The sequence below is a fragment of the Arthrobacter yangruifuii genome (assembly GCF_009192775.1).
Classification (GTDB): Bacteria; Actinomycetota; Actinomycetes; order Actinomycetales; family Micrococcaceae; genus Arthrobacter_B; species Arthrobacter_B yangruifuii.
The window spans coordinates 47,451-69,934 of record NZ_VTFX01000001.1 but is presented as its reverse complement, the minus strand read 5'-3'; the positions used below and the strand labels follow the sequence as shown (position 1 = coordinate 69,934).

Sequence of the window (22,484 nt, the reverse complement as noted above, 5' to 3'; positions counted from 1 at the left end):
ATCCCTTGTGCGGCCGTGTGGTTGAGTAGTGCCATGGCATCCCCCATTGAGGATTATGCGCTGGTTTCCGATCTGCACACAGGAGCCCTGATCTCGCGGAACGGCAGCATGGACTGGCTCTGCCTGCCGCGGTTCGATTCTCCCTCGGTGTTCGGTGCGCTGCTCGGGAACAGCGATCACGGCCGATGGCTGCTGGCACCGGATGATGCTGCCGCTGCGGTCACGCACCGGAGCTACCTGGAATCCACCTTTGTGCTGCGCACGGATTGGCATACACCCTCCGGTGCGGTGCGGGTTACGGATTTCATGCCGGTGAAGGACCGGAGGGCGTCAATTATCCGGCGGATCGAAGGGCTCAGCGGCAGCGTGGACATGCGCCAGGAACTGGAAATCCGGTTCGGTTACGGCACGGTCATCCCCTGGGTTTTCCGGGGGTGGGACGACGACGGCGAGCACCTTTCGGCCATAGCGGGTCCCGGCGCCCTGGTCCTTCGCGGACCCAGCCTGCCTGAAGCGGACAACCACCGGCATGTTGGGCGGTTTACCGTCCGGACCGGGGAGTGTGTGGACCTGGACCTCACCTGGTATCCCTCCCACCGGCCCGTGCCGCCCCGGATCGATGTAGATGCCGCACTGACCAGGACCATCACCTACTGGCAGGACTGGGGCAGGCGCTGCCTTCCCAACGTTCCCTATGAACAGGAGGTGCGGCGTTCCCTGCTGGTCCTGCGTGCCCTGACCCACGAGGACACCGGCGGGATTGTCGCCGCACCCACCACGTCACTGCCCGAGACGGCAGGAGGGGACCGGAACTGGGATTACCGGTACTGCTGGCTGCGGGACGCAGCCCTGACGCTCGAAGCCATGCTGACCCACGGTTATGAGGATGAGGCCCTGCACTGGCGCAGCTGGCTCCTGCGTGCGGTGGCCGGAGATCCGGAGGACCTGCAGATCATGTACGCGGTGGACGGCGGGCGGGAACTTCCCGAGCAGGTCCTCCCGCAGTTCCCCGGCTATGCCGGAGCAGCGCCCGTCCGCATCGGCAACGGTGCGGTGCGGCAGTACCAGGCGGATGTGGTGGGGGAAGTGATGGTGGCCCTGGACCGGCTGCGGGACCGCGGCGTGCCCGAGGACCATTTTTCCTGGCCGCTGCAGCGGTCCCTGCTGACCTTCCTGGAAAAGCACCTGGAGGAACCGGACCGGGGTATCTGGGAGATGCGCGGGACGCCGCAGCACTTCACACACTCACGGGTCATGATGTGGGCCGCTTTCGACCGGGCTGCCAAGGCAGCCCGGATTCACGGACTGGACGGCCCGGTTGAAGTCTGGGAAGGGCTGCGCGACGGCCTTCGCGAGGAGGTGATGGAACGCGGCTGGGATCCGGAGCTGAAATCCTTCACCCAGTTCTACGGCAGCGGCACCGTTGACGCTTCCCTGCTCCAGCTGCCGCAGGTGGGTTTCCTTGCCTACGACGACGCGTTGATGGAGGCCACCGTTTCCCGGCTGGAATCGGAGCTGCTCAACGGATCCGGACTGCTGCTGCGCTACGCCACCGATACGGGAGTGGACGGCCTGGCACCGGGAGAGAACCCCTTCCTGGCCTGCAGCTTCTGGCTGGTGGAACAGTACGCCCACACCGGCCGGCTGCCCCAGGCGCGGAAGCTGATGGACCAGTTGGTGGGGTACGCCAATGAACTTGGCCTGCTCAGCGAGGAATATGATGCAGACAACGCCGCAATGGCCGGAAATTTTCCGCAGGCGTTTTCCCACCTGGCCCTGGTCCGTGCAGCAGATGCGATTACCGTTGCCATCGCTGCAGAACAACCGACCGTGCCGCCCCGGCAGGCAGCAGTACCTCCAACCGAAGGAACCCGATGAACCGACAGACGCTTTCGGCGGCCGCCATGGCGGCCCTGCTGACCACCAGTGCCGTCAACCACTTCCGCAACCCCCGCTTTTACAACGCGGTGGTTCCGCGCAGCATCAGCACCGATACCGAGGGCAAATACGGTGTGATGACCCGGCGGCAGTGGACGCACGTCAGCGGAGCCATTGAGTTCGCGGCCGCGGCCGGACTGCTGCTGCCGGCTACCCGGCGGTTGGCGGCAACGGGTACCGCGGCCATGTATGTTGCCTTCATCGCGGGGCATATTTCCGCCCTGCAGCGTGCCTTCGGACCCCGCGGCGGGGACAAGGAAAAAATGATCCACAGCCTGCGGCTTCCGCTTCAGCTGCCCCTGATCCTCTGGGCCTGGAACCTGCGGAAATAACGGATGGCCACCAGGGTCCTGCTGCTTTCCGACACCCATCTGCCCAAGCGGGCGAAGATGCTTCCCGAGGTTCTGTGGGCGGACATCGAGGCCGCGGACCTTGTGGTGCATGCCGGGGACTGGGTGGACGCAGACCTGCTCGACCAGCTTGAGGACCGGTCCCGGCGGTTGGTTGCCTGCTACGGCAACAACGACGGCGCCGCCCTGCGGTCCCGGCTGCCGCTGGTCGCCCGGGCGGTGGTGGAGGAGGTGCGGCTCGCCGTCGTGCATGAGACCGGTCCCGCACTCAAACGCGAAGTACGAATGGATATGGAATTCCCGGATACCGACCTGCTGGTGTTCGGGCACAGCCACATCCCCTGGGATTCACGCACGCCGGCCGGAATGCGGCTGCTGAACCCCGGTTCCCCGACCGACCGGCGCCGCCAGCCGTTCTGCACCTACATGCGCCTGGAGATCGACGGGAAAACAATAACGCCCGATCTCCGGCGGCTTCCACCGCGGGAGACCGGGCGTCCCCGGGCCTAATCCGTCCCGGCCTACGCGGGGACGGTCTCCTTGCGCAGAACCGTGCCGGCCGCCTTCCGGCGGCTGCTGCTGCGCAGGCTTGCGATGGCGCCGGCGCCCACCAGGAGCGGAATGATGAAGAGGAAGTAGAGGCTGCCGGGAGCCCAGCCGCCGTCGATCAGCGAACCGGCCACGATCGGCGAGATGATGGCACCCACCCGGCCCATTCCGGTAATGAACCCGACCGCAGTGGCCCGCACGTCCGAGGAATAGTAGACGGGGCCGATGGAGAACATCCCGGCGATGCCGGCGTTGAGCAGGAAGCCCAGCAGCGCAGCGGCCGCGAGGGCGGTGGACAGGGTCCCCGTGGAGACCGCGTAGAGGGCGAACCCGGCGGCCGAGAGCACAAAGGCGGCCACCAGGACCCATTTGACGGCGAACCGGGCGGCAATCAGGCCGAATGCCACCGCGCCTGCGACGGCGCCGAGGCTGAACAGCACGCCGGCGTCTATGCCGTCCTGCGCCGAGAACCCGCTGGCCTTGACCAGCTTCGGAGTCCAGGAGTTCGCGAAGTAGAAGCCGCCCATCAGCATCATGAAGGCAATGGAAAGGAACAGTGTGGTGATTCCGTAGCGGGAGGAGAACAGGGCCTTCCAGCGCGCACCGGCGGTCAGGGCAGTGTCCCGGGGCACTAGGGGCAGTTCGCTGATCTGCGGCTGGTCCAGGCGCGCCAGGATCTTATTGGTCCGCTCCAGGGCACCGGCCGGGCGGCGGGTCATGAGGTAATCCAGGGATTCGGGCAGGAACTTCAGGATGAAGGGAATCATGGCCAGCGTCACCGCGCCGCCGAACAGGAAGGCAGCATGCCAGCTGTAGGCGGAAATCAGCATGCCGGCAATGATGCCGCCGAGCACTCCGCCGATGGGAAGCCCGGCGCTGTAGAAGCTGATGGTCGTGGAGCGGCGCCGGGCCGAAGAGTACTCGGAGACAAAGACGTTCAGGCTGGCCTGCATGGTTCCGATAGCCACACCGGTGATGAAGCGCAGGACAAAAAGCACTATGTAGCTGGGAGCGAAAGCGGACGCGAACATGCCCGCGGAAATCACCGCGGCGCAGATCAGGATGATTTTCCGGCGGCCGATCACATCCGCAAGCTGGGCCACGAGGATGGACCCCACGGCCATGCCGAACAGGGCGGCCGAGAGCAGGATCCCCAGCTGGGAACCCGAGAGGTCCCAGTGCGTGCTGATCGAATCGGCGCTGAAGGCCATGACGAGGACATCAAAGCCGTCGATCATATTCAAGGCGATGCAGATGGCGACGATGCCGATCTGCAGCCGCTTCATGGGGGCCGCTTCGAGGCGTTCCTTGATATCCACGGGGGTGTACCTAACTCTTGCTGTTCTTGTTTCGTTCGCTGTGCGAACGGATGTTCTATAAAAGAACTTAAACGAGTCTAGGGTCACATACCCGTGTGCGGCTAATTACACTGCTCCTGCCTCCGGATGGCACGGAGGGTGGTGGGTACGACCGAAGGCCGGAACCCGCCTTGCGGCAGGTTCCGGCCTTCGGTGTAATGCTTGTGCCGGTTAGTTCTGGAGACCGGGCTGGAAGACCACCTTGATGCAGCCGTCTTCCTTCTTCTGGAACTTTTCGTACAGCTCCGGGGCGTCCTCAAGGCCGGCCTGGTGGGTCACCAGGTTGGTCACGCCCAGCGGATCGGCGGAATCCTCGACCAGCGGCATCAGGTCATCAGTCCAACGCTTGACGTTGCACTGGCCCATGCGCAGGTTCAGCTGCTTGTCGAACATGGCCATCAGGTTCATCGGGTCAGCCGTGCCGCCGTAAACGCCGCTCAGGGACACGGTGCCGCCGCGGCGGACGGCGTCGAGTGCTCCGTGCAAGGCGGAAAGGCGGTCCGTTCCGACGGTTTCCATGGCCTTTTGGGCCAGCTTGTCCGGCAGCAGGCCGACGACGGTCTGGGCGGCCTTGCCGGCGGGGGAGCCATGGGCTTCCATACCGACGGCGTCCACGACCGAGTCCGGGCCGCGGCCGTCGGTCATTTCACGCAGCTCGTCCGCGACGTCCTTATGCAGGTCCAGCACCTCGACGCCGTACTGCGCAGCAAGTGCCCGGCGCTCCGGAACCGGCTCCACGCCGATCACGCGGTAACCGAGGTGGGTGCCGATGCGGGCAGCGAACTGGCCCACCGGTCCCAGGCCGTAGACGGCCAGGGTGCCGCCGTCGGGCACATTGGCGTACTGCACGCCCTGCCAGGCGGTGGGCAGGATGTCGGAGAGGAACAGGTAGCGGTGGTCCGGAAGCTCGGTGCCAACCTTGATGGGGTTGTAGTCGGCCAGCGGAACGCGCAGGTACTCGGCCTGGCCGCCGGGAACGGAGCCGTACAGCTCGGAGAAGCCGAAAAGCGCGGCGCCGGAGCCCTTCTCGCGGACCTGGGTGACCTCGCACTGGGTCTGCAGGCCCTGGCGGCACATAAAGCACTCGCCGCAGGCGATCTGGAAGGGAATGACCACGCGGTCACCCTTCTTCAGGCTGGTGACGGCCGAGCCGACCTCTTCGACGATGCCCATGGTCTCGTGGCCGAGGATGTCGCCTTCCTTCATGTACGGCATCAGGACGCCGTAAAGGTGAAGGTCCGAGCCGCAGACGGCCGTGGAAGTGACGCGGATGATGGCGTCGGTGGGTTCCTGGATGGTGGGATCAGGTACTTGCTCCACGCTTACGGAGTTTTTTCCCTGCCATGTAACTGCTTTCACGTGCGATCCTCCTGCTGGTTGCATGCTGAGTGCGTTGAAAGAACTATTACCCATAGTGTCAATTCATAAGCGTACTGACAAAACCTGCGGCAATCTTCAGGCGCACCGCGCGGCAGCGTCAGAAGCGGACGCCAGGGGCGGACGCCAGGGGCGGACAGGCCCGTTAGGGCGTCCGGCGCGGCAGGACGGGCTACAGCGGTACGGCACCGCGGGCCGCCGGGACGTCCTTGTCCCTGGGGGCAGTATTTTGGAGCCGGGCCAGGACCCGCGGGTCCCGGCGCAGAATCATGTCCAGGGCAGCCTCGTTATTCAGCGCACCGTTGCCGTCCATCCGTTCCTGGCGGAGCGTCCGGCGGCGCCCGGCGGAAATCCCAGTCAGGGAACCTTCCCCGGCGGGAAGCTCAATGTGCACCTGCAGCGGTTCATCGGCGGGTGCGGAGCGTTCAATGCTGCCCGCAGCGTCGGCCAGGACTTCCAATGCCGCGGCCTCGATCCGTGCAGTGCGCGTGAGGTTGACGCAGATGTCGGCCCCGAGGGTGGCCGTATGGTGGAGGATATTCAGCAGCGAACCGCAGCTGTTGCCCGTGAGTGAACCGCGGACTTCGATTGAGGCGGCGGCATTCCGCGTATCTATCCGGACCAGAACACGCAGCGGATTTTCCATGACTTCTCCACACCGACAAGCTGTTCCGGCCGCTGCTTGACCGGGTATGCCACCGTACCAACGCCGGTGTCCTGCTGTCTCGGGTTGGATGCTCTTTAGGGGGCGTGGGCTCCGGAACCGTCCTTCAGAAGGACGCGGCGGAGTCCGCTGCGCGTGCGACGACGGCGGCCGTTGCCTCCGCGATGGCTTCCTCCTCGTCCGTGGGCGCCACCAGCACGTCAATGGCGGAATCCGCGGAACTGATCCTGCGGACCTGTTTGCCGCGGACCGCATTGGCATCGGCATCGAGCCGGATGCCGAGCGGACCCAGCTGGTCCACCACCTGCCGGCGGAACTCCCAGGAGTTTTCGCCGATGCCTGCAGTGAAGACCACTGCCTGTGCGCCGCCCACGGCCACATGGTAGGCCCCGATGTACTTGGCCAGCCGGTAGGCAGCCACCGCCAGGGCGAGCCTGGCCTGCTCGCTGCCGTTGACTGCGGCTTCTTCGATGGCGCGCATGTCCGACTCCCCGGCCAGCGCGCGCAGCCCCGATTCCCGGTTGAGCAGGTCATCCAGGGTGTCGGCGTCGTACCCCTGCCGAGCCAGGAAAATGAGGATCGACGGATCAACATCGCCGCTGCGGGTGCCCATCACCAGCCCCTCCAGTGGTGTGAAGCCCATCGAGGTGTCGATGCTTTTGCCGCCTTGGATGGCTGCCACGGAGGCGCCGTTCCCCAGGTGTGCGATGACCGCGTTGAACTCTTCGGGGTCGATGCCCAGGAAGCGGGCCGCCACGGGAGCGACGTAGGCGTAGCTGGTGCCGTGGAAACCGTAGCGGCGGATGCCGTGACGCCGGTACAGGCTGTCCGGCAGGGCGTAACGCCAGGCATGTTCGGGCAGGGTGCGGTGAAAGGCGGTGTCGAAGACGGCCACCTGCGGGATCTTCGGCCATTTGGCATGCACCGCACGAATGCCCATGGCGCTCGCAGGGTTGTGCAGGGGAGCCAGCGGACTGAGCCGTTCAATCGAGCGGACTATCTCGTTGTTGATCAGCACGGGTTCGCTGAACCGTTCACCGCCGTGAACCACCCGGTGCCCCACGGCGTCAATCGTCCGCCCGTCCAGTTCCTCGCGAAGCCTGCCGCTGAGTTCCTCCAGCGCCGCAGCGTGGTCAGGGACCACCTCCCCGATCCGGTCGATAATGCCCTTCGCCAGCAGGTCCTGGCTATCCGTTTCGCGGACCTGGTACTTCAGCGACGAGGAACCGGAATTGATGACCAGAACCAGCATTTAATCCTCCTGTGCCTGCACCGCGGTGATGGCGACGGTGTTCACGATGTCTTCCACGGTGCAGCCGCGGCTAAGGTCGTTGACGGGTTTGCGCAGGCCCTGCAGGATGGGGCCGACGGCCACGGCTCCCGCGGACTGCTGCACGGCCTTGTAGGTATTGTTGCCGGTATTCAGGTCCGGGAAGACGAACACCGTGGCCTGGCCCGCCACGGAGGAGCCCGGCGCCTTGGACGCAGCCACCGAGGCATCAACCGCAGCGTCGTATTGGATGGGCCCTTCCACCGGCAGATCCGGGCGGGCACGGCGGACCAGATCGGTGGCGCTCCGCACGCGTTCCACCGATCCTCCCTTCCCGGAGGACCCGGTGGAGTAGGAGAGCATGGCGACCCGCGGCGTGACGCCGAACTGCTCAGCGGTGGCGGCGGACGCCAGGGCAATGTCGGCGAGCTGTTCGGCATCCGGGTCCGGGTTTACCGCACAGTCGCCGTAGACCAGGACGCGGTCTTCAAGCAGCATGAGGAACACCGACGAAACAATTTTCACGCCTTCCCTGGTCCGGATGAACTCCAGTGCCGGACGGATGGTGTTCGCCGTCGTGTGGGCCGCGCCCGAGACCATCCCGTCCACCCGTCCGAGCTGGACCATCATGGCGCCGAAATATGCCCCTTGAAGCATGCGTTCGTGGGCGTCTTCCAGGGTCACACCCTTGTGTTTGCGGAGGGTGGCGTATTCCCGGGCGAATTCCTCCCGCAGTCCGCTGGTGGCCGGGTTGATGAGGTTGATGTTGCCCAGATCAATGCCCTCGCTGGCCGCCAGTTCACGGATCTGCATCTCCGGTCCCAGCACCGTGAGGGCACAGACATCACGCCGGTTGAGGATCTCCGCCGCCTGCAGGACGCGCACGTCCAGTCCCTCCGGCAGAACAATCCGCTGCCGGCTGGCACGGGCCCGGACAATCAGCTCGTTGAGGAACCGCAGCGGAGTGGTGGTGGCCGGACGGGGCAGTGCCAGGCGCTCCAGCAGTTCGGATTCATCCACGTGCCGGGACCAGGATCCCAGGGCCGCTGCCACCTTGCGCCGGTTGCCGCTGGAAATCTCGCCGCGGACCCGGCTGACCCGCCGTGCGGTGGTATATGTATCGCCGGTGACTTCGAAGACGGGAAAGGGTGCCGAAGCCAGCAGTCCCAGGATGGCCGGTTCCACCTCGATGCCGCCTGTGAGGATCATGCCGCTGGCGACGGGGAAGTCGGAGGAGAACGAGGAGGCAAGGGTGGCCACCATGACATCGGCGCGGTCGGCCGGGACAATCACCAGGGTTCCGTCCGAAAGCTGCGGGATGAAGTTGGCGACGGTCATGGCGGCAACCTTGACCGCAGCGACATCGCGCTCCATGGAGGAACTGCCGGCAACCTGGCGGGCCTGCAGGGCGTCACGCACCTCGGCGATGGACGGCTGGGAAATCTCGCTCTGCTCGGGGATGACGTAGACCGGCCTGCCGCTCTGTCCGGGCCGGATGGCCGCGGTGAGGGACTCGACGTCGGACGGTGCGGCACGGTTGACCATTACCGCCAGCAGATCGCACTTGGCGTCGGCGAGCTGGCGGCGGGCCACGTCCACGGCGTCAGCCGTTTCCGCGGTAGTGCTTTCCTGGGCGTTGACGACCGCCAGCACCATGGTGCCGAGGTCGTTGGCCAAGCGGGCGTTGAGATCGAACTCCAGGGCGACGTCGTGTCCGGACAGGTCGGTGCCTTCGACAATGACAACGTCGCAGTTCGCGGCGATCTCGCTGTAGACGGCGAGGCAGCGGGCATCAACCTCCCCGCGCTCGCCGGCGACAAGCAGGGCACGCAGCTGGGTGCGGGTCAGGCCGCCGCGGCAGGTGGACGAATCCAGATTGAAGCGCCTCTGCATCAGTTCAAGCATGGGGTCCCGGGCCGGGTCGTCGCCCTCCACGATGGGCCGGAAGAAGCCCACCCGGTCTGCATGCCTGCCCAGCATGTCCGCAAGTCCCAGGCTGATCAGGGATTTGCCGGATCCGGGCGTCATGGCGCTTACATAGATTCCACGGGCCATAGCTGTGATCCGTTCTTTGCCGGGAAGGACCAGGTCCACCACTTCCGGAACATGCAAAGTGGCCTAGGTCATATCCATCCTCGCAAAAGCGGACGGGACTTGCCAGCGGCCGGCCGATGACTGCCCTCCGCGGGCACGTCGTGGACACCTCCGTCTCACCATGTGAGACTGAAATAAGTCAGGAGCAGCAGCCAGCCTACGATTAATTGGTTCAATTTCATTCAGATAAGGCGAGGATCCCGTGAGTCTCTTCCGCACTAAGTCCATCGAGAGTTCCTTGGCGGACGCCGATGAGTCCGGCCGCAGGCTAAAGCGTTCGCTTACCACATGGGACCTGATGATCATGGGTGTCGCGGTGGCCGTCGGCGCCGGTATTTTCTCGGTGGGCGCCCGGGCGGCAGGGCAGTTCTCCGGTCCCGCCGTGACCCTCTCCTTCGTGCTGGCGGCGATCACCTGCGCCCTGGCCATCATGTGTTATGCCGAATTCGCCACGGCCATTCCGGTGGCCGGCTCGGCCTATGTGTTCACCTACGCCACAATGGGCGAGATCGTGGCCTGGATCATCGGCTGGAACCTGATCCTGGAACTCTTTACGGCGGCCGCCGTGATCGCCAAGTACTGGGGCATCTACCTCAGTGAGGTCTTCGGGCTCATTGGCTGGGACATACCCGCCACGGTGGAGCTGGGCGTGCTGACACTGACCTGGGGTCCGTTCCTGATCGTCGCCATCTTCACGTTCCTCCTCGTCATGGGCACCAAACTTTCCGCCCGGGTCGGCAACGTCTTCACCATCATCAAGGTGGGCGTGGTGCTCTTCGTTATTGTTGCCGGATTCTTCTACGTCAAGGCGGAGAATTACACGCCGTTCATTCCGGACGCGGTCTCCACCGCCACCGCCGAGACCTCAGGAGTGCTCCAGCAGTCCCTGTTCTCCTTCCTCACCGGCGCAGCCCCGGCCCAGTACGGTCTGTTCGGCGTGTTCTCCGGAGCGGCGATTGTCTTCTTCGCCTTCATCGGGTTCGACGTGGTCGCCACCTCCGCCGAGGAAGTCAAGGACCCGGGCAAGACACTTCCCCGGGGCATCTTCGCCGGATTGGCCGTGGTCACCGTGCTCTACATCGGCGTCTCGCTGGCGCTGACGGGCATGGTCCCCTACACCGACCTTGCTGCGGCTGAAGACCCCAACCTTGCCACGGCCTTTACCCTGGTCGGCAACACCGGTGCGGCCTCCCTCATCGCCGTCGGATCCCTGATCGGCCTGACCACGGTCATCATGGTGCTGCTGATGGGGCTGGCACGGGTAGTGCTGGCCATGTCCCGGGACGGACTGCTGCCGCGCTCGCTGTCCCGGACCAGCGATAAGCACTCCACACCCGCACGGCTGCAGATCATCCTGGGGGTCCTGGTGGCCCTGGTGGCCGGTTTCACGCAGGTGGATGTGCTGGAGGAAATGATCAACATCGGCACACTGTCCGCCTTCGTGGTGGTCAGCCTGGGCATCCTCGTCCTGCGGAAGAAGCGTCCGGACCTCCGGCCCGCCTTCCGGGTGCCGTTCGGTCCGGTGATTCCGGTCCTGTCCGCCGTGCTGTGCCTGTACCTGATGACCAACCTGGCCGTGGAAACCTGGATCTACTTCGCCGGCTGGCTGGTTATCGGCTTCCTGCTGTACTTCGCCTATGGCCAGCGCCATTCCCGCCTGAACCAGAAGTTCGCGGGTGTTGCTGCCGCAGGAGCCCCACGGGGCACCGAGGGCTAGCCAGCACAGGGCGTCCGCTGGTGCCGGCCCTTGAAGCTCCGGCAGATCCAAGGCACCCTTCGCGGGCCTTTTGGCGCCGGCGGTGGCACACTGGGCAGATGCTTGCAGCCTTCTCTGTTGCCCCCTCCGGAACCGGGCCTGCTGGCGGCCCGTCCGCCGAGGCCTCGGTGCACGACGCCGTGGCAGCCGCTGTTCGGATCGTCCGCGAATCGGGCCTCCCGAATTCCACTGATGCCATGTTCACCACGCTTGAAGGTGAGTGGGACGAAGTGATGGACGTTGTCCGCCGTGCCACGGAAGCAGCCGGGCGGTACGGCAGCCGGGTGTCGCTGGTGCTCAAGGCGGACATCCGGCCGGGGCATGCCGGCGAGCTGACCGGCAAGGTGGAACGGCTGGAAAAGGCGCTGGGGGATCTGGACGGGTAGCGGAACATAGGAGAGTTCGGCAGCCGGGCGTTCCCCGGCGGACGGGAGCAGGGGATGGGGCAGACGGACCCGGCTGCGCAGTGGGAGCTGGTCGAGGAGTATCTGGACAGCCGGGTGGTGCAGCCGGACGCTGCGGCAAAGGCGATTGTCGCCTCGACCGGCGCCGCCGGCCTTCCGCCCATCGAGGTGTCCGCAGCCCAGGGAAAACTCCTGATGCTTCTGGCACGGATCAGCGGGGCGCGGCGGATTCTCGAGATCGGCACGCTGGGCGGTTTCAGCACGGCCTGGCTCGCCCGCGCACTGCCGGACGGCGGCGAGCTGGTCACCTGTGAATATGAACCCCGCCACGCGGAGGTGGCCCGGGCAAACCTGGCAGCGGCGGGGCTGCTGGACCGTGTCACCATCCGGATCGGTGCAGCACTGGATACCCTGCCGGACCTCGTGGACGAGGATCCTTTCGACCTGTTCTTCATCGACGCGGACAAGGTGAACAATCCCGCCTATGTGGATTGGGCGCTCAGGCTGTCCCGGCCGGGCAGCGTGATTGTGGTGGACAACGTGGTCCGCGGCGGCAGCGTTGTGGACCCGGAGGGTGATGAAGCAGTCCAGGGCACCCGGGCCGCCCTGGATATCCTGGGCTCGCATCCGCGCCTGGAGGGCACTGCCCTCCAGACTGTGGGGCGCAAGGGGTGGGACGGGTTCGCCCTGGCGCTGGTGCTGGACCTGCCCGGAGTGCAGGGCAGGTCCGGTGCCGACTTAAGCTGGAGGTATGAGCTTTAGCATCCGGCGTGCCGTATCCGGCGACGCCGAGGACTTCGTGTCCGTCCACCTGCAGTCCTGGCGGGAGAGTTACGCCCACGTGTTGGGGGAGGAGGTGTTCCGGCGCCGCGAAGCAGACCGCACCGCCGCCGTCGAGCACCGGCGGGCCGCCCTGGCGGAACAGGCAGCGGACCCGGCGATCCGAAACTGGCTCGCCCATGCGGAAGACGGAAGGCTCCTCGGCTTCGCGTCCGCCGGTCCGGCAAGGGACGCCGACGTCGACGTGCCGCTGGAGCTGTGGTCCATCTACGTCCTGGCCGAAGCGTACGGAACGGGAGTTGGCCAAGCGCTCCTGGAACATGCTGTGGACACCGATCCGGCATACGTGTGGGTGCTTGAGGACAACGCCCGCGCCCAGGCTTTTTACCGGCGCAACGGCTTTGCGGCGGACGGCACGTCCAAGAACCTGCCGGCCGTCTGGGCAGGCACCGGGATGGCGGAAATCCGGATGGTGAGGCGCTGATGGGGCGCAAGCGTCCGGGCAAGGACCCCGAACAAGCGACCGGCGGCACGGGTCCGGTGGCCGGCACCTATCCCATTGATACGGGGACCTGCGAACTGGTCCCGGATTCCTTTAACCCGGACGGCTGGATCCTGATGATCAACGGGGTGCACAGCTCGCATATCGATCTGGCGGACCCGCGCCATCTGGATTTTGAATACATGCGCTGGATCGCCGCCCTGGTGGAGTCGCGCTGGCGTCCGGATGCATCGCTGCGTGCCCTGCACCTGGGTGCTGCCGCGTGTTCGCTGGCGCGGTACCTTGCCGCCGTTTATCCCGGTGCCCGGCAGGTGGCCGTGGAACTGGACGGCCGGCTCGCCGAGTTGGTCCGCGGCTGGTTTGACCTGCCCCGGGCACCCCTCCTGCGGCTGCGGGTGGGGGAGGCACGTGCTGTCACCGAAACCCTGCACGAGGACAGCCGCGACCTGGTGATCCGGGATGTTTTCGCCGGAGCCAAGACGCCCGTTCCCCTGACGACGGCGGAATTCACCGCTCACGCAGCCCGTGTGCTGGCGCCGGGCGGGATGTACGTGGTCAACTGCGGCGACACTCCGGACCTGCGCGGGGCACGCGCCGAGGCTGCCACGATCTGTGCGTCCTTTGCATACACCGCCGCCATTGCAGACCCCGCAATGCTTAAGGGTCGCCGCTACGGCAACATCATCCTGGCCGGCAGCGATACCCCGTTCGCGCAGGATCCGGCCCTGCCCCGCACCCTGTTGAAGGGAGCGGTGCCGGCCCATCTTTGGGATGACGCAAAAGTCCGCAGCTTCGCTGCGGGTTCCCGCCCGCTGCATGATGGTTCCGGCGAGGAGCCGCCGGCCCGGCAGGAGCTTTCCACGCGTCGGCTGTAATACCTGAGGGCGACACAGAGATCTTCCGGCGGCTCCCTACTAACAGTCAGCATGCTTATGTTAGTAGGGTGAGGGGAGGGATGCCGCTTTCGGGCGGCGTCCGGACCTACGACGATGGAGGCTACATGTTCAGTAAGAGCACATCCGATCCCGACCCGCTCGTCCCCGGCGCCCCGGCTCCGCAGGCCCCGGAACTGGCCGAACCGACGGAACCCCGCGATCCGCTGCCGCCCAAGCCGGATCAGGATGGACCGGAGACCGTTACCGCCACGGGCGTGGCCACCGGGGCACCGAAGTCCTCCACCTCCCAGAGCGGAAAGTTCCTCACCACCGCGCAGGGCGCCCGGCTTCGGGACACAGACCACTCCCTCAAGGCCGGCCCCCGCGGCCCGGTGCTGCTGCAGGACCACCACCTGCGGGAAAAGATCACCCACTTCGACCATGAGCGCATCCCCGAGCGTGTGGTCCACGCCCGCGGCGCTGCCGCGCACGGCGTGTTTACCGCCAACGGCGCCGCTGAAGGTGTCACGCAGGCCGGCTTCCTCGCCAAGGGTGTGGAGACCCCCGTCTTTGTTCGGTTTTCCACCGTGCTTGGCTCCCGCGGCTCCGCGGACACCGTCCGGGACACCCGCGGTTTCAGCACCAAGTTCTACACGGCCGAAGGAAACTACGACCTGGTCGCCAACAACATCCCGGTGTTCTTCATCCAGGACGCCATCAAATTCCCCGACGTTATCCATGCGGGCAAGCCGCACCCGGACCGGGAAATCCCGCAGGCCCAGAGCGCCCATGACACCTTCTGGGACTTCGTCTCCCTCCACACCGAAGCCCAGCATCACACCATGTGGAACATGTCGGACCGGGGCATCCCCCGCTCCTACCGCACCATGGAAGGCTTCGGCGTTCACACCTTCCGGCTGATTAACGCCGCCGGTGAAACCACGCTGGTGAAGTTCCACTGGAAGCCCCGCCAGGGCGTGCACTCCCTCGTCTGGGAAGAGGCTCAGATCATCAACGGCATGGATCCGGACTTCCACCGCCGCGACCTTGCCGACACCATTGAGGCCGGCGCGTTCCCGCAGTGGGACCTGGGCATCCAGGTTTTCCCGGACACCGAGGACGAAATGTTCGAGGGCATCGACCTGCTGGATCCGACCAAGCTGGTACCCGAGGAACTGGCTCCGGTGCAGATCATCGGCACCATGACGCTCAACAGGAACACCACCAACTATTTCGCCGAAACCGAACAGGTGGCGTTCCATCCCGGACACCTGGTGCCCGGCATCGACGTCACCAACGACCCGCTGCTGCAGGGCCGGCTGTTCTCCTACATCGACACCCAGCTCACCCGGCTGGGCGGGCCGAACTTCAGCCAGATCCCCATCAACCGCCCGCATGCACCGGTCAACGACATGCTCCGGGACGGCTTCCACCAGGACGCCGACCACTCCGGAGTGGCCCCGTACCAGCCCAATTCGCTGGACGGCGGGTGCCCCTTCATGGCCGGAGCAGACATGGGGGCGCTCATTGACGTTCCCGCTCCGGTGGCCGCCTCCCGCAAGGTCCGCGAGAACCCGGCAACCTTCGACGACCACTACAGCCAGGCGCGGATGTTCTTCCGCTCCCTGACGCCGGTGGAGCAGGACCACGTGGTCCAGGCGTATACGTTTGAACTGGGCAAGTGCTACGAGGAGAACATCCGCCTGCGCCAGCTGCAGTCCCTGGCGAACATCGACGAACGGCTGGCTGCCGAAGTGGCAACCGGACTGGGACTAGAAGCGCCTGCCCCCGACACCGCGGTCGAAGACACGGCACCCAGCCCCGCGCTGAGCCAGATCGGTTCTTCGTGGCCCGTGGCAGGGCGCGTGGTGGGCGTGGTTGCCGATGACTCCACCGATCTGGGAGCACTGTCCGATGTGCTCACGTCCCTGAATGCGGAGGGCATGGTCCCGCTCGTGGTCGCCCCGCACGGCGGCAAGCTGGGCGGACAGGTCACGGTCCAGCGGACCTACCTGACGGCCCGCTCCACCGAATTCGACGCCGTGCTTGTAGCGGCCTCGGGTGCTGCGGCACCGGACGCGGCGGACAGCCTGGACGCCAAGGCGGGTAATCCCGGCGGACATCCGTCCCTGGACCCGCGGGTCACCATCCTCCTGGCCGAGGCCTTCCGCCACGTCAAGGCCATTGGCGCCTGGGGTGACGGAGCTTCTGTCCTGGCGGCGGCCGGCATTCCCGCCGAGACGCCCGGCGTTGTTGTGGGCGGTGCTGCCGAGGTTGCGTCCGGTATTACCGGACTGCTCGCCAACCACCGGGTATGGGAGCGTTTTCCCACTGCCTAGCTGACGCGGTTGCCGGTGCCGAAACCGGATAAAACAAGAAGGGATCCGCAGCCGCGGATCCCTTCTTGTTTAGCAGTACAGCGCGGAATCGCTCCCGTCTAGATTCCCGCAATCTCCCGGATGGGACCTATGCCGAAGAACAGGGCGAATGCCGCTGCCACCACGTACATCAGGGGGTGGACCTCACGGCCCCGGCCCTGGAAGAGGCGGATGATGGTGAAGGAGATGAACCCGGCCCCCAGGCCGTCAGCGATCGAGTAGGTGAACGGCATCAGCGTGAAGGTGAGGAAGGACGGCAGAGCCAGCCCGATGTCGCTCCAGTCGATCTTGCCCACCTGGGAGACCATCAGGTAGCCCACGACCACCAGGGCAGGGGCCACGGCCTCGAACGGCACCAGATAGATCAGCGGTGTCAGGAACATGGCCACGATGAACAGCAGGCCGGTCACCACGGAGGCGAGCCCGGTGCGCGCACCTTCGCCGATGCCGGCGCCGGACTCCACAAAAATCTGGTTGGAGGAAACACCGGCACCGCCGCCGGCCACCGCACCCGCGGCATCCACCAGGAGGACGCGCTCCACGCGGGGGATGTTCCCGTCCTTGTCGATGCTGCCGGCCTCGGTGGCGAGGCCCACCATGGTGCCCATTGCGTCGAAGAAGATGCTGAGCAGGATCACGAAGACCAGCAGCGTGGCGGCAACTCCGCCCAGGGTCTGGAAGGAACCGACCAGGCTGACATCGCCGATCAGGGAGAGATCCGGAGCGGCCCATTGGGGCATGCTCGGGGTCACCAGCGACCAGCCGGTAGCCACTCCGGCACCCTGGGTGCCCGGATCGGCCAGCCATTCGACAATGACGGCGAAAACGGTCGAGGCGACAATGCCGATGAGGATCGCACCCCGGACCTTGCGGGACATCAGCACAATGGTCAGCAGCAGGCCGAAGACAAACACCAGCGTGGGCCAGCCCAGCAGCTGGCCGCCGTTGCCCAGGCCCAGCGGCACGGTGGTGCCGGCCGCATCCGGATTACGCCGCACAAATCCGGCATTGACCAGGCCCACCAGTGCCACGAACAAGCCGATGCCGACCACGATGGCGGTCTTCAGGCTGGGCGGCACGGCGCGGAAGACCGCTGTGCGGAATCCGGTGAGCACCAGGATCACCATCGCCAGGCCCGCGATCACCACCAGGCCCATCACATCCGGCCAGGTCAATCCATCATTTGAGGCAACCGTGACGGCCACGAAGGCGTTGACGCCCAAACCGGTGGCGATCGCGAAGGGATGTTTGGCCCAAATGCCCATGATCAGGGTCAGCACACCGGCAACCAGGGCGGTGCCTGCGGCAATGGCAGGGCCGGGCATGGTGTTGCCCATCGAATCCTCGCCGCCGAGAATCAGCGGGTTGAGGACCACGATGTAACTCATCGCGAAGAAGGTGGCCAGACCGCCGCGTATTTCAGCTGAAACGGAGGAGCCACGCTTGGTGATCTCGAAGTAGCGGTCCAATTTGGAACCTGGTTTGAGCATGACTCGTCCTCTGGACTGACGATGGGATGGTGGGGGGCCTGCTCTTCGATCTTATCGCGGGGCCGCAGGGCAGTGCCCCGGCCCCGGGGGCGGCTAGGCTGAAACGGTGAAATATTTCGTGCGCAATCTCCTCACCGCTTCAGGTTTCGCCGCCGCCGCTGCGGCGTTCCTGCTGGCGCTGTCCGCCGGACTGCTGGCCGGAGCCCCGCCTGCTGCCGCGCATGACGAGCTGACCGGCAGCCGTCCGGCCGACGGTGCAGTGTTGGAGGCGGCCCCCGACGCCGTTGAGCTCACCTTCTCCGGTGTTCCGGCGGCCATCGGCTCCGAGGTGCGGATCCTGGATGAATCAGGAACGGATTGGGCCGAAGGCCAGGTGCGGATCCTGGACAACACCGTCACGCAGAAACTCCGTTCAGGAGCACCTGCCGGGAGCTACACCGTTCAGTGGCGTGTGGTGTCTGCCGACGCCCACCCGATCGAGAACAGCTTTGGGTTCACTGTGTCCGGCGGCGGCGCTGCCGGTTCCGCTGCCCCGTCCGACGCCGGTTCCGCTGCCCCGTCCGACGCCGGTTCCGCTGCTCCGTCCGCTGCTCCGTCCGCTGCTCCGTCCGCTGCCGCGCCCCTGGCCGACCCCTCGCAAAGCCCGGTGCTGAACCGGTCCAATGACGCCGGCTCGCCGTGGACGGTGATTATTCCGGCCGTCGTGGTGCTGCTTGCCGTGGCCGTGCTGATTGCCCTCATTGTCCGCCGGCGGCTGCGGGAGGACTGAGCTCCCGCCTCCGGGAGGACCCCCCGGCAGGCTTCAAGGCGGGACCATCCGGCCACTTGTCCCGCGGCGGTAGTGTAGCCCGGTACCCGCCGCGGTACGCTACTGCCAAGGACAGCCGGAAGCTGCCGGTTGGGGACCCGAAGGAGCGGCACATGACTGATTCGACCTGGGGTGCAGGCGGCGGTGCAGGCAGTACGGACGGGCCTGCGGGCATTGTCGTAGGCGTGGACGGCTCCGACCAGAGCATCTGCGCCCTGTTCTGGGCAGCCCGCGAAGCGCGGCGCCGGAACTCCCCGCTCCATGTGGTGACCTCATACACGGTGCCCATTTTCGCGGCCTCCTCGATGGATGCCGGGTACACCACCATTGACGACGCCCTGATCCGGGACGGTGCCCGGCAGGTGCTGGACGACGCCGTGCAGCGGATCAGCCACTACGGGGTGGAGGTGGTTCCCCGCGTGGAAACCGGTGACGCTGCCGCCGTCCTGCTGGAGCTTTCCGAAGACGCTGACCTGATGGTGGTGGGTTCACGCGGCCGCGGCGGTTTCGTCGGACGCCTGCTGGGATCCGTCTCCAGCGCCCTGCCGGCGCATGCGAAGTGCCCCACGGTGGTGGTTCCGCTGCGAACTGCGGGGCGGCTGCCCGACTCGGGAATACGGCCCCCGGCAAACTCCCCTGACCCGGACACCGTGCACCACGCCGTTGTCGTCGGCGTGGACGGCTCCGAACAGGGCCGCGCCGCCTCGCTGGTCGCCGCCGAGCAGGCGCAGAGCATGAACCTGCCGCTGCGCATCCTGTGCTCGCTGCCGCCGTTCACCGGGTCGCTGGCCTGGGTGCCCGCACCACTGGACATCGAGGCGCTGCATGCAGAGCTGCGTGAACAGCTCGACGCCGGCCGTGACTGGCTGCAGAGCCACTTCCCGGGTCTGGAGATGACGGTTGAGCTGGTGGACGGCGCTCCGGGGGAGATCCTGGTAGAACGCACCGCAAAAGTCGAACTGCTCGTGTTGGGCACCCGGGGCCGCGGCGGCTTCACCGGGATGCTGCTTGGTTCCACCAGCCAGAGCGTGCTGCACCATGCCAAGGGGCCGGTGATGGTGGTTCCGGACCATGACGATCCCCGCCTGCTCGATCGGGCGAATTTCGGGCCCATGGTTGCCGAATAGCGGGCGCGCGTAGGGCTAGGCGTGCTGCTGGCCTTCATGCACGGCATGGCTGGCCGGCTCCAGCTGAAAGGTGCAGTGCTCGGTGTCGAAGTGGCTGCTTAGGCACCGGGTCAGCCTGTCCAGCATCTGGTCCATACCCGCAGGCGTCAGGTGTTCCCCTTCAACCACCACGTGCGCGGAGAACACCGGGACGCCCGAGGTGATGGTCCAGATGTGGATGTCGTGCGCATCGGCCACCCCGTCCACGGAGACAATATGGTCCCGGATCATGCCTGCGTCCACGCCCTGCGGGGTGGCTTCCAGCAGCACGTCAATCACCTCCCGCAGCAGTGACCAGGCCCGCGGGAGGATCATCAGGGCAATCAGGATCGAGGCCCAGGCGTCCGCCTGCTGGTAGCCGGTGGTCATGATCACGACGGCGGAGACCACTACCGCCGCCGAGCCCAGCAGGTCGCCCAGCACCTCCAGGTAGGCGCCGCGCACGTTCAACGATTCCTTCCGCCCTGCCTGCAGCACCAGAAGGGAGATGAGGTTCGCGAGGCCCCCGACAATGGCAAACGGCAGCATCAGTGAGGTATCGACGTCGGGCCCGCTGCCGAACCTTCGGACCGCCTCGACGAAAATCACCACGGCAATAACGATGAGCAGCACGGCATTGGCCAGCGCGGCCAGAACCTCGGCGCGCTGGTAGCCGTAGGTCCGTTTCGCGGTGGCCGGGCGGGCGGCTATCCAGGCCGCCAACAGGGCTATGGAGACCCCTGCCGCATCGGAAAGCATGTGGCCGGCATCGGCAAGCAGTGCCAGTGACCCCGAGAGCAGGGCGCCGGCAATCTGGATCAGGACCACCGAGAGGGTGATGAGGAAAACGATCAGGAGGCGCCGCCGGTGTTTCCCGGTAGCGGTGACTGTGCCCAGCCCGTGGCTGTGCCCGTGATTCGCACTCATGCTTAAAGGCTAGCCCCAGCCCAGTTCGTGCAGCCGCTCGTCATCGATGCCGAAGTGGTGGGCCACCTCGTGGATGACGGTGATGCGGACCTCGTCCACTACTTCCCCGCGGCTTTCACACATCCGCAGCAGCGGCCCGCGGAAGACCACAATCCGGTCCGGCAGGGATCCCGCGTCCCACCAGGAGTCCCGTTCGGTCAGCGGGGTGCCTTCGTAGACCCCCAGCAGTTCGGTGTCCGGATCCTCGTGCGGGCCGGGTATGTACTCATCCTCGATGAAGACCGCCACGTTGTTCATGGCGCGGGACAGGTCCTCCGGGATGGAGTCCAGTGCAGCTTCCACGCAGGCTTCAAAGTCATCCGGGTTCATCTCGATTGGCACCCCTCCACTGTAGTGGCGTACGCCTCACCGGAACCGTTTTGGATATTCCGGAAATAGGCCCTATAGTTTTAGAGGTCCACAACGGCGAGAAACGACTGGTTACCAGCCGCTTCAAACTATGTGTGTTCTGTTGGCCCCCATCGTCTAGCGGCCTAGGACACCGCCCTTTCACGGCGGCGGCACGGGTTCGAATCCCGTTGGGGGTACTCAGGAGTGGTAAATGAACCGGCGAGAGTCTGGTAGAGTTTACACTCGTGAAAAGCAAGGCCCTGTAGCGCAGCTGGTTAGCGCGCCGCCCTGTCACGGCGGAGGTCGCGGGTTCAAGTCCCGTCAGGGTCGCTCAGATTTTCTGAAGCGATTTGGAAGATCTCGGTGATCATCAGTTGATGATGCCAGGCTCTGTAGCTCAGTTGGTAGAGCGTTCGACTGAAAATCGAAAGGTCACCGGATCGACGCCGGTCGGAGCCACCAGCTAAAACCCCGTAGCTGTCTCGCAGGAGACAGGACGGGGTTTTTCTTTTTGTCCCGGGACTGTGGCTGCCCGCCGGGGACACTGCCCGCCGGGAATGCCGCGGCCGAAAACACCGCATGTCCTGCCCGGCGGCGGTGCCCTGCAAAACCGCCGGTCCGCGGGATACGCTGAACCCATGGATGAGCTCCGGAACACATCAGCGGCCACCGCGCCCGCCGCTACCGCTTCAGTCACCACCGCACCCGCTGCTCCGGCGCATGCCGCGGCCGGCGCAGGCGTTCCGGCCACCGTCGGCGGACGCACGTCCATCAGCGAACAGGCCGTGGCAAAGGTCGCCGCCGTGGCCGCCCGGGCGGTGCCCGGCGTCTTCAGCCTCGGCAACACTCCGGGACGGGCGCTGGGCGCAGTGCGTGACGCCGTGGGCGGAACAAACGCCACCTCCGGCGTACACGTGGAGGTGGGCGAACGCGAAGCGGCCGTTGATGTCAGCCTGGTGGCCGTTTACGGCAATTCCCTGACCGTGGTGGCGAACAATGTCCGTGCCGCCGTTTACGGTGCAGTGGAGGAACTGGTGGGGCTTAGCGTCGTCGAAGTCAACGTGGAAATCACCGACGTCCACCTTCCGTCCGAGCCAACCGGCACCGCACCTGTTGGCGGCGCCAAAGCGGTATAGGCTTCAGAACACGTTCCCTGCAGGACGCACAGGCTACAGCCGGGGCAGCGGCAGGGAACTGCGGGGCAGGGAATTATGGGGCAGGAAACAAGGCAGGGGAAATGAAACCAACAGTGGTGGGAATGGCAACCGGAGCCGTACTGGCTTTCGCCGCACTGATATTCGACTTCTGGGGCTTTCTGCTGACCGCCCTGTTCATTGCAGTTGGAGCGCTGCTGGGCCGCGCTGCGGAAGGCAAAATCGACTTCCGCAGCGTTTCGGATGCGCTAACCGGCCGCCGCTCTTCTTCGTGA

General features: G+C 65.9%; 21 protein-coding genes and 3 tRNA genes. 16 read left to right on the top strand and 8 right to left on the bottom strand.

What is annotated here, in order from left to right; all coding sequences use genetic code 11:
• The first annotated feature begins 15 nt into the window (after nucleotides 1-15).
• From GD627_RS00395 to GD627_RS00385, 3 genes are read left to right on the top strand one after another with little or no spacing between them, the layout of a single operon-like run.
• Nucleotides 16-1,878 (top strand): glycoside hydrolase family 15 protein, encoded by a 1,863-nt coding sequence (locus GD627_RS00395; protein WP_281349944.1) that lies wholly within the window; start codon nucleotides 16-18, stop codon nucleotides 1,876-1,878.
• Nucleotides 1,875-2,270: a DoxX family protein gene (locus GD627_RS00390; protein ID WP_146359441.1), complete on the top strand. Its 396-nt coding sequence runs from the start codon at nucleotides 1,875-1,877 to the stop codon at nucleotides 2,268-2,270. The genes GD627_RS00395 and GD627_RS00390 overlap by 4 nt, the downstream gene beginning before the upstream one ends.
• A gap of 3 nt (nucleotides 2,271-2,273) precedes the next feature.
• Entirely contained in the window at nucleotides 2,274-2,798 is a 525-nt protein-coding gene (locus GD627_RS00385; RefSeq protein WP_152270910.1) for a metallophosphoesterase family protein, read from the top strand.
• Between the two features lie 11 nt (nucleotides 2,799-2,809).
• Here GD627_RS00385 and GD627_RS00380 read toward each other — a convergent pair whose 3' ends face one another.
• The 5 genes from GD627_RS00380 to pta all read right to left on the bottom strand — a co-directional run bounded on the left by GD627_RS00380 (nucleotide 2,810) and on the right by pta (nucleotide 9,561).
• Nucleotides 2,810-4,156, bottom strand: coding sequence for an MFS transporter (locus tag GD627_RS00380; protein ID WP_194265912.1), 1,347 nt, complete (start codon nucleotides 4,154-4,156; stop codon nucleotides 2,810-2,812).
• A 210-nt stretch (nucleotides 4,157-4,366) separates the two neighbouring features.
• The gene (locus GD627_RS00375; protein ID WP_152270908.1) at nucleotides 4,367-5,554 is read right to left on the bottom strand and encodes a zinc-dependent alcohol dehydrogenase; all 1,188 of its coding nucleotides are present in this window, start codon (nucleotides 5,552-5,554) and stop codon (nucleotides 4,367-4,369) included.
• A 190-nt stretch (nucleotides 5,555-5,744) separates the two neighbouring features.
• The gene (locus GD627_RS00370; RefSeq protein WP_152270907.1) at nucleotides 5,745-6,218 is read right to left on the bottom strand and encodes a hypothetical protein; all 474 of its coding nucleotides are present in this window, start codon (nucleotides 6,216-6,218) and stop codon (nucleotides 5,745-5,747) included.
• A 124-nt stretch (nucleotides 6,219-6,342) separates the two neighbouring features.
• Complete coding sequence (locus GD627_RS00365) at nucleotides 6,343-7,488, bottom strand: acetate/propionate family kinase (protein ID WP_152270906.1); 1,146 nt, start codon at nucleotides 7,486-7,488, stop codon at nucleotides 6,343-6,345.
• Nucleotides 7,489-9,561 carry a phosphate acetyltransferase gene (pta, locus tag GD627_RS00360; protein WP_152270905.1) on the bottom strand — a complete coding sequence of 691 codons (2,073 nt, stop codon included), beginning with the start codon at nucleotides 9,559-9,561 and terminating at the stop codon, nucleotides 7,489-7,491.
• Nucleotides 9,562-9,802: 241 nt separating this feature from the next.
• On the opposite strand from pta, the gene GD627_RS00355 reads away from it, so the two are divergent.
• From GD627_RS00355 to GD627_RS00330, 6 genes are all read left to right on the top strand, one after another.
• Entirely contained in the window at nucleotides 9,803-11,317 is a 1,515-nt protein-coding gene (locus tag GD627_RS00355; protein ID WP_152270904.1) for an amino acid permease, read from the top strand.
• 98 nt (nucleotides 11,318-11,415) lie between these two features.
• Nucleotides 11,416-11,742 (top strand): thiamine-binding protein, encoded by a 327-nt coding sequence (locus tag GD627_RS00350; RefSeq protein ID WP_152270903.1) that lies wholly within the window; start codon nucleotides 11,416-11,418, stop codon nucleotides 11,740-11,742.
• A 54-nt stretch (nucleotides 11,743-11,796) separates the two neighbouring features.
• The gene (locus GD627_RS00345) at nucleotides 11,797-12,522 is read left to right on the top strand and encodes an O-methyltransferase (protein WP_152270902.1); all 726 of its coding nucleotides are present in this window, start codon (nucleotides 11,797-11,799) and stop codon (nucleotides 12,520-12,522) included.
• A complete protein-coding gene (locus tag GD627_RS00340; protein WP_152270901.1) occupies nucleotides 12,512-13,024 on the top strand; it encodes a GNAT family N-acetyltransferase in 513 nt (170 codons plus the stop codon). Before GD627_RS00345 ends, GD627_RS00340 begins: the two co-directional genes overlap by 11 nt.
• The gene (locus GD627_RS00335) at nucleotides 13,024-13,917 is read left to right on the top strand and encodes a spermidine synthase (RefSeq protein WP_152270900.1); all 894 of its coding nucleotides are present in this window, start codon (nucleotides 13,024-13,026) and stop codon (nucleotides 13,915-13,917) included. Before GD627_RS00340 ends, GD627_RS00335 begins: the two co-directional genes overlap by 1 nt.
• Nucleotides 13,918-14,042: 125 nt before the next feature.
• Nucleotides 14,043-16,256 carry a catalase gene (locus GD627_RS00330; RefSeq protein ID WP_152270899.1) on the top strand — a complete coding sequence of 738 codons (2,214 nt, stop codon included), beginning with the start codon at nucleotides 14,043-14,045 and terminating at the stop codon, nucleotides 16,254-16,256.
• Nucleotides 16,257-16,354: 98 nt separating this feature from the next.
• On the opposite strand, the gene GD627_RS00325 is transcribed toward GD627_RS00330, so the two are convergent.
• Nucleotides 16,355-17,785 (bottom strand): NCS2 family permease, encoded by a 1,431-nt coding sequence (locus GD627_RS00325; protein WP_152270898.1) that lies wholly within the window; start codon nucleotides 17,783-17,785, stop codon nucleotides 16,355-16,357.
• A 106-nt stretch (nucleotides 17,786-17,891) separates the two neighbouring features.
• Here GD627_RS00325 and GD627_RS00320 point away from each other — a divergent pair, with 106 nt between their 5' ends.
• Both GD627_RS00320 and GD627_RS00315 read left to right on the top strand, forming a co-directional pair.
• Nucleotides 17,892-18,554 carry a copper resistance CopC family protein gene (locus tag GD627_RS00320; RefSeq protein ID WP_246165215.1) on the top strand — a complete coding sequence of 221 codons (663 nt, stop codon included), beginning with the start codon at nucleotides 17,892-17,894 and terminating at the stop codon, nucleotides 18,552-18,554.
• Nucleotides 18,555-18,706: 152 nt separating this feature from the next.
• On the top strand, nucleotides 18,707-19,720 hold the full coding sequence (locus GD627_RS00315; protein WP_152270897.1) for a universal stress protein: 1,014 nt from the start codon (nucleotides 18,707-18,709) through the stop codon (nucleotides 19,718-19,720).
• A 15-nt stretch (nucleotides 19,721-19,735) separates the two neighbouring features.
• Here GD627_RS00315 and GD627_RS00310 read toward each other — a convergent pair whose 3' ends face one another.
• Nucleotides 19,736-20,665, bottom strand: coding sequence for a cation diffusion facilitator family transporter (locus GD627_RS00310; RefSeq protein WP_152270896.1), 930 nt, complete (start codon nucleotides 20,663-20,665; stop codon nucleotides 19,736-19,738).
• 9 nt (nucleotides 20,666-20,674) lie between these two features.
• A complete protein-coding gene (locus GD627_RS00305) occupies nucleotides 20,675-21,034 on the bottom strand; it encodes a metallopeptidase family protein (RefSeq protein ID WP_146361594.1) in 360 nt (119 codons plus the stop codon).
• Between the two features lie 145 nt (nucleotides 21,035-21,179).
• Between GD627_RS00305 and GD627_RS00300 the strand changes: the two genes are divergently transcribed.
• From GD627_RS00300 to GD627_RS00280, 5 genes are all read left to right on the top strand, one after another.
• Nucleotides 21,180-21,252, top strand: a tRNA-Glu gene (locus GD627_RS00300).
• A 59-nt stretch (nucleotides 21,253-21,311) separates the two neighbouring features.
• Nucleotides 21,312-21,385 (top strand) — tRNA-Asp (locus GD627_RS00295).
• 56 nt (nucleotides 21,386-21,441) lie between these two features.
• Nucleotides 21,442-21,517, top strand: a tRNA-Phe gene (locus GD627_RS00290).
• A 176-nt stretch (nucleotides 21,518-21,693) separates the two neighbouring features.
• Complete coding sequence (locus GD627_RS00285; protein WP_152270895.1) at nucleotides 21,694-22,191, top strand: Asp23/Gls24 family envelope stress response protein; 498 nt, start codon at nucleotides 21,694-21,696, stop codon at nucleotides 22,189-22,191.
• Between the two features lie 101 nt (nucleotides 22,192-22,292).
• Nucleotides 22,293-22,484, top strand: a complete 192-nt coding sequence (locus tag GD627_RS00280) for a DUF2273 domain-containing protein (protein ID WP_146359387.1) — start codon at nucleotides 22,293-22,295, stop codon at nucleotides 22,482-22,484.

Coding starts and splice junctions, on each gene's coding strand:
- GD627_RS00390 (WP_146359441.1), top strand. CDS start 1,875: ATGAACCGACAGACGCTTTCGGCGGCCGCCATGGCGGCCCTGCTGACC.
- GD627_RS00385 (WP_152270910.1), top strand. CDS start 2,274: ATGGCCACCAGGGTCCTGCTGCTTTCCGACACCCATCTGCCCAAGCGG.
- GD627_RS00370 (WP_152270907.1), bottom strand. CDS start 6,218: ATGGAAAATCCGCTGCGTGTTCTGGTCCGGATAGATACGCGGAATGCC.
- GD627_RS00365 (WP_152270906.1), bottom strand. CDS start 7,488: ATGCTGGTTCTGGTCATCAATTCCGGTTCCTCGTCGCTGAAGTACCAG.
- pta (WP_152270905.1), bottom strand. CDS start 9,561: ATGGCCCGTGGAATCTATGTAAGCGCCATGACGCCCGGATCCGGCAAA.
- GD627_RS00350 (WP_152270903.1), top strand. CDS start 11,416: ATGCTTGCAGCCTTCTCTGTTGCCCCCTCCGGAACCGGGCCTGCTGGC.
- GD627_RS00345 (WP_152270902.1), top strand. CDS start 11,797: ATGGGGCAGACGGACCCGGCTGCGCAGTGGGAGCTGGTCGAGGAGTAT.
- GD627_RS00340 (WP_152270901.1), top strand. CDS start 12,512: ATGAGCTTTAGCATCCGGCGTGCCGTATCCGGCGACGCCGAGGACTTC.
- GD627_RS00335 (WP_152270900.1), top strand. CDS start 13,024: ATGGGGCGCAAGCGTCCGGGCAAGGACCCCGAACAAGCGACCGGCGGC.
- GD627_RS00330 (WP_152270899.1), top strand. CDS start 14,043: ATGTTCAGTAAGAGCACATCCGATCCCGACCCGCTCGTCCCCGGCGCC.
- GD627_RS00325 (WP_152270898.1), bottom strand. CDS start 17,785: ATGCTCAAACCAGGTTCCAAATTGGACCGCTACTTCGAGATCACCAAG.
- GD627_RS00315 (WP_152270897.1), top strand. CDS start 18,707: ATGACTGATTCGACCTGGGGTGCAGGCGGCGGTGCAGGCAGTACGGAC.
- GD627_RS00310 (WP_152270896.1), bottom strand. CDS start 20,665: ATGAGTGCGAATCACGGGCACAGCCACGGGCTGGGCACAGTCACCGCT.
- GD627_RS00305 (WP_146361594.1), bottom strand. CDS start 21,034: ATGAACCCGGATGACTTTGAAGCCTGCGTGGAAGCTGCACTGGACTCC.
- GD627_RS00285 (WP_152270895.1), top strand. CDS start 21,694: ATGGATGAGCTCCGGAACACATCAGCGGCCACCGCGCCCGCCGCTACC.
- GD627_RS00280 (WP_146359387.1), top strand. CDS start 22,293: ATGAAACCAACAGTGGTGGGAATGGCAACCGGAGCCGTACTGGCTTTC.